The sequence below is a fragment of the Paenibacillus sp. GYB003 genome, assembly GCF_036577625.1.
Classification (GTDB): Bacteria; Bacillota; Bacilli; order Paenibacillales; family NBRC-103111; genus Paenibacillus_AB.
In genome coordinates, this window is the sequence record NZ_JARBDC010000052.1 from 223,608 (window position 1) to 230,152 (window position 6,545).

General features: G+C 60.0%; 3 protein-coding genes. All 3 read left to right on the forward strand.

Going from position 1 to position 6,545, the window contains the following annotated elements:
- The first annotated feature begins 8 nt into the window (after window positions 1-8).
- The 3 genes from PV407_RS17955 to PV407_RS17965 all read left to right on the forward strand — a co-directional run bounded on the left by PV407_RS17955 (window position 9) and on the right by PV407_RS17965 (window position 6,450).
- Complete coding sequence (locus PV407_RS17955; RefSeq protein ID WP_332091308.1) at window positions 9-2,660, forward strand: glycosyl hydrolase; 2,652 nt, start codon at window positions 9-11, stop codon at window positions 2,658-2,660.
- 42 nt (window positions 2,661-2,702) lie between these two features.
- On the forward strand, window positions 2,703-5,387 hold the full coding sequence (locus tag PV407_RS17960) for a family 78 glycoside hydrolase catalytic domain (protein ID WP_332091309.1): 2,685 nt from the start codon (window positions 2,703-2,705) through the stop codon (window positions 5,385-5,387).
- 835 nt (window positions 5,388-6,222) lie between these two features.
- Window positions 6,223-6,450, forward strand: coding sequence for a sensor histidine kinase (locus PV407_RS17965; RefSeq protein WP_332091310.1), 228 nt, complete (start codon window positions 6,223-6,225; stop codon window positions 6,448-6,450).
- Window positions 6,451-6,545 lie beyond the last annotated feature (95 nt).

Sequence of the window (6,545 nt, forward strand, 5' to 3'; positions counted from 1 at the left end):
GCCGCCCGATGGGAAACGGAACATCGGCCCACCCGCTAGCTTCGTTCGATCGACCGCCGCGGCATCTCGGCGCGCTGTTCTGGCTGCACGGAACGGAGAGCGAGCCGGAGCTTCGACGCGCGTTCGAGCTTGCCGTCGGTTCCGGAATCGGCGAATTGACGCTGGAGTCGCGGCCGCACTGGGACTTTCTGGGGCCCAAATGGTGGAAAGATCTGAAACTGATTTTGTCGTGGTGCAAAGAAGCCGGCATCGACGTGTATTTGTTCGACGAGAAATGGTATCCGAGCGGCGTGGCGGGCGATACGGTTCAAAAGCTGGATCCGGCTTTCCTGCGTTCTTCCATTCGTCTTCAGTACGTTCGTTACCGGGGGCCGCTTCCCCAAGCGAGCTTGATGCTGCCGTGGACGGAGGCGCCGAACAGCACGATTTTGGCCGCTTATGCGTATCCGTGCGAGCGGGGGGCGATCGATTACGGCCGAAGCGTGCCGCTTGCGCTCGACCGTTCCGATTCCTTACACATGCACGGCATACTTGGCGCAATCCAATGGGACGTGCCGAAGGGGGAGTGGATCGTCTGCTTCGTGATCGAAGACCGCTCCGACAATTATATCGATCCGCTGCATCCCGGAGCCGTGGAAGCGTTTCGCGAAAGGGTGTACGAATCGTCCAAAACCGTAATCGGCCATTTTTTCGGTTGTCCGGTGAAAGGGTTCTTTTTCGACGAGCCGCTCTATTCCAACAAGGCGCATCAAGTTCCGTGGGGGTACGACCTCCGGAACCGGTTCATCGCGAGCAAAGGGTACGATCCGATGCCGTACTTGCCCGCCCTGTGGCTGTCCAAGGAAAGTCCGACGGCGGTATCGTTCGTCTACGATTACTACGAGTTTCTCAATGGCGAATACGCGGAAACGTATTGCCGGCCTCTGTACGAATGGTGCGAGGCGAACGGCTTGAAATATATCGGGCATTGGTACGAGCACGAGGCTTGTCCCGCCCATGGCGAACGGTATATGTTTCACAACCGGACGACGGAAGGGCCGGGAGATTTCTTCAAAGTATCGCGCTACGCCCACGAAGGCGGGATCGACGTCGTCTGCAATCAGGTCATTCCCGGATACCGCAACCGGGATTACTGGGGGCTTCCGAAGCTGGGCAGCTCCGCCGCGCATATTTACGGCTTGAAGGACGACCTGGCCTTATCCGAAACGTTCGGCGCCTACGGCTGGCACCTGGGACTGCGCATGATGAAATGGCTGACCGACTGGCAGGCGGTGAAAGGGATCAACCATTTCATCCTGCATGCTTTCAATCCGAAGTGGCCGGACCTCGACTGTCCGCCGTATTTTTACGACGGGGGCTTGAATCCGCAATGGCCGTATTTCGGCAGCTACGCGAAGTACGCGAACCGGCTTCAGGACGTTTTGCGGGGAGGACGGCACGTCGCCTCCTTGCTGATTCTGTATCCGGGCTCGATCGGCTATGCGGGAGACAGCGTGCCCGTCGAGGACGTTCAGCAGGTCATGTGCGAGCACCAATACGACTACGACCTGATCCCGGAGGAAGAGCTGGTGCGGTCGGTTGTCGCCGAGAACGGGGAATTGCGGCTTCGGCGGGAAACGTACCGGGGCGTCGTCATTCCCGGAATCGAGTGCATCACCGTATCGCTTCTGCGCAAGCTGATGGCGATACGCGACGCGGGCGTCCCGGTCTTTTTCTCGGACCGGTATCCGAGCCGGTTGATCGGGACGGATGACCGATCGGAATGGGAATCGAGGCTGGAAACGTTTCGTACGATGCCCTCCGTCTACGTGGCGGAGTACGGCGCCGAGCTGCCCGCCGCCTGGAAGGCCGCCGGAATCGAGCCCCAGCTCGCGTTCGACGGCTCGGGACGAGAAGGACTTCGTCTTCTTCACCGCATCAAGGACGGCTGCCCGGTATGGCTGGTGAGCAACGAAAGTATCGGCGAACCCGCGGAAGGCTGGATGACGCTGCCGGAAACCGGCGGCGCGGAATCGGTTATCGCGTGGGAGCCGTTGACCGGGGAACGGTGGCTCCCCCCGACGAGAACGTCCGGGAGCGGTATCGGCCTGTTCGTCTGCTTGCCGCCGTATCGGTCGATTCTGCTGACGACGGACGCCGGCCTGTCCGACGACGAACGGGCTTCGATCGGCGTCACGGTGCCCGCTCCATACCGCAGCGCGGCTTCGGTCGCGGCCGTAAAGCCGATAGATCCGGCCGGCATCCGCTTCGAGTGGAACGGAACCGAGCGCAGCGGTCTGACGCCGTGGCTGGAGCTCGACCCGACTTTTTCCGGCACCGTCGATTATTCATGGACCGTCGATTTGTCCGCCGGCATGCTTGGCCCTCGGCATCGTCTGCTTCTGGACCTCGGACAAGTCGAAGAAATCGCCGACGTCGAAGTGAACGGCGTGTCGATCGGGCATTCGTTCGTCCCCCCGTACCGGTTCGACGTGACGACGGCGATTCGTCCCGGAGCGAACGCGTTTAAGGTGTCGGCGACCAACGTCGTATCCAACCGGATGAGCGCAGAACCGCTGCTCGAACATGCGGAGCCGAACGGGAGCAAGCTGCGGAGCCAGTTTTCCCTCCGCAAGGAGGGCGGGCTGCTCGGGCCGATCGTGCTGGAGCTGGTGAAGTGAAGTGCAAAAAGGCAGCTTGCCTATCGATCGAAAGGGGATTGTATGAGAAACATTGCTGCGGACGAAGGCGGAGCAGGGCGTTCCGTGCCGGTTCGGGTCGATTTTTTGCGGGTGGACGGCAACGAGACGCCGCTCGGTTTGGATAACGACGGATTTCGCTTCTCGTGGCGTCTCGCCGGCGACGAACAGGGTCTGCGGAGCCGGGCGGCGCGGATCTGGGTGGCGACGGATCGGCGGCTGCTGGATAAAGGCGAGGCGGACGTGTGGGACAGCGGCACCTTCGACGGCCGATCGCTTCATGCCGATTATGCCGGTCCCCGCCTGAAAGGCGCTTCGCGATATTGGTGGAAAGTTGCGGTTTGGAACGAGGCCGGTCGGCGCAGCGACTCGGACCCGGCCCGCTTCGACACCGGATTGTTTCCCGAAGATTGGGAGGCGCGTTGGATTTGGCGGACGACCGATCTATTGACGAACGATTATGCGTATTTACGTAAAGAATTCGATGTGAGCAAGCGAATCGCGTACGCCAAGCTTTTTATGTCCGCCCATAACGTCGCTCAAGTGTTCGTCAACGGAACGAGCATCGGCGGCTTCGGTTCCCCGGCCCCGACGAATCCGGAGAAACGAAAATATTACCTCGCGTACGACGTGACGGCCGCGATCCAAAACGGGCGCAATTGCATAAGCGCGATCGCCCATTATCTCGGAGGCTCGGGTCAAAATTACGTCAACGGCGTCCCGGGCTTCCGGCTGCAGCTCGAAGCCGTCCATGAGGATGGGACCAGACAACGGTGGGCGACGGATACGTCGTGGGAGACGCTCAAGGTCATGCCCCGAACGGCAGGAATGCCGTATCAGCAAAACCGCAGAATGTCGGCGATCGACGATTACGATGCGCGCAAGCTCGATCCGGCCTGGCAGCTTCCCGGCTTCGACATGTCCGCGTGCCGCCGGGCGGTCGTCGCCGGAGTTCACGAGGACGGCTGGCCGATGAAGTGGCAGGAAATTCCCGAAGGGGCGATCGAGAAGGCGATCGTCCCGCACGAAGTAACGCCGCCCGGTACTCCGGCCGGAACCCAAGTGTTCGATACCGGCAAAATCGTCTCGGGCTGGCCGCGAATCCGGCTGCCGGGCATACCCGGGGTTACGGTGCAGATGCGGTATGCCGAGGAGCTGGAACAAAGCGGTTTCGTGAAGCACCACGTATGCAACGAGAAGCAGGAACGGCATTACGACCGGTATACGATGCGCGGCGATGCGCTCGAAACGTGGCAGCCCGATTTGTCGTACAAGGCGTTCCGTTACGTGGAGATTACCGGCTATCCGGACCTTCTCGTTCCCGGGGAACATGTGGAAATCGTTTTCGCCCATACGGCCGTTGCCTGCGAAGGCCGTTTCCGCTGCTCGGACGGGATGTTGAACCAAATGTTCGAAGCGGCCGTGCAGACGCAGAAAAACAACTTGCTCGGCCAGACGGTCGACTGCCCGCACCGGGAGCAAGCGCAGTATTTGGCCGATTCCGATCTGCAGGCCGAGCTGCTGCTTTACAATTTCGATTCCCGCTCGATGCTGGAGAAGGTGCTGGCGGATTTCGCCGATTCCCAGCTGGAGGACGGAACGTTTCCGTTCGTATATCCGTCCAATTACGAGCATCCGGACTTTCATTTGCAAATACCGGAATGGGACCTCCATTTTTGCACATTGTGGTGGAAATTGTATTGGAACGTCGGGGATATTCGCGTGCTCGAGCGGTATTACGACACCGCCAAACGCATGATCGATTATTATTTGGGAACGGCGGATCCCCATACGGGACTGGTGCCGGCCGGCAAAGGATGGCATATTAGCGATTGGCCGTATCCGACCGTCGATCACGGCTCGGCGTTTTTGACGGTGCACAACGTCAAGCTGGTCCAAGCCGCTCGCATCGTCGCCGAAGCCGCCAAGAGGATCGGACGCCCGGCCGACGGAGAGACTTATTTGCAGCTTGCCGGCGAGCTCGGCCGCAGCATCGTCCGCCATCTGTACGATGCCGAGCGGAAACGGTTTGTCGACTGCCTCGGCTCCGAGGCATCTCACCAGGGGGTAAACGGGCTTGCGCTGCATGCCGGTTTAGTGCCGGAGACGGATGTGGGCGCGGTCGCCGAGTACGTCGCCGGCATGGAGTGGGAGGCAAGGACGGTGCTTTCGCTCCCGATGCTGAGAGCCTTGTTCGAGCACGGCCAGCCGGAAGCGGCGTTCCGGATCATCGCGCGCCAAGAATATCCGGGATGGGGATATATGATCCGGCAAGGGGCAACCACGCTGTGGGAAGGCTGGAACGATATCGAGTCGCACTGTCACGCCTGGAACGGGTATCCGATACGGCTGCTTCAGGAATATGTGACCGGCATTCGGGCGGTATCTCCCGGCTTTGCCGAGGCGACGATCCGTCCTTTCTTCCCGGACGGACTTCGGTTCGCCGATGCATGCGTGACGACGGTTCGCGGTCCGATATCGGTCCGATGGGAGCGCATCGAGCGGCGGACCGGGACCGTATTCCGCCTACTGCTGGACATCCCCGCCGCGATGACCGCCGTGCTCGAGCTGGATCTTGTGCCGATCGTCGGCCGCTTGTCCGTCGCGGAAGCCGGAAGCGACCAGGTGGCGGTCATAGCCGGCCGGGATCTGGAGCTGGCATCGGGGAAATACGATTTGCTGGTGTCCGGACTTGACCCAAGCGATTAAGCGAACGCCGGAGGAGCGATTTTGCGGAATCGCTCTTCGCGCGCTTGCAAGCATGGGGCGAGCAGCGTCTTACGTTTCCGCCGCGCCGCTGGAATCGAACGAACGGGAAATCCTCCCTTTAACCTGCTCTCCTAAAGGCGTCATTACAAAAGAGAGGGAGAAGCTCCAGTTAAAATGGCGCCGTATCGGCGAAAAGCACGGTTTGGGGGGATTTATCGGGACGTATTCCCGTTGTTTTGCCCGGAAACGGGGAACGACCGATATTAGCGGGAACATTTCCATTTTGCTTCCCGCTCCGATTCCGTTTCGGCGTACATAAAGGTTCGGTTTGCACAGAAAAGACCGTCAAACTGCTGACGGTCTTTTCTCAATGATTCAGAATGTTTGCGATAATGCGTTAAAGTGAACGATATTCGACTACAGCGTTCAATATGCGAATCGCTTCCGGATCCGGAAATTGAGCGCGAGATTCGCGGCTAACCGAATCGACAATCGGGCGGAAATGGGAGGACCGATTCCCGTCCCAATAAATCGTATCGATCGGCTATTCCTCGATGACATATCCTTGAGCCGGCTTACTGCGCCGGGGCCGGCTGTCCGCTTCCCGGGCGGGAGCCGCCTCGTCCGCCCCCCATGCCCGGATTGCCGCCGGAGCCGCCTCCGGGGCGGCCGAATCCTCCGCGGCCCGCTCCCGGTTCGGTTACTCCCGATTCGTTCAGCCACGTCACCGAACCCGAAAGTTGGAAGTCGACCAGCTTCGTGCCCGCTTGGTAAGCAGCTCCTTCGTAGAGTCCGCCGGTCGCCTTGCCGCCGCTCGCGGTTCGCCAGCGAGGCCGTGGAGAACGTCATCCTGATGACGGAGGCCGCGATTTTCGAGAAGCGGATCGAGCTGACCTACGAGATTGAGCCGGACGTCACGGTGCGCGGCAACAGCGAGCAGCTCAAGCAGATCGTGCTGATCCTGCTCGACAATGCGCTGAAGTATACGGAACCCGGAGGAACGATTCGGATTCTGCTGAAACGGCAGCATCTGTTGTTCGTCTGTGATAATGTCATACCATAACTGTTCTGAGATAATGTCACTATGGGACAGGAGACAATTACACTGACAGAAGACGAATGGAACAAGGTGAGAATCGTTGAAAAAATATTGGAGGG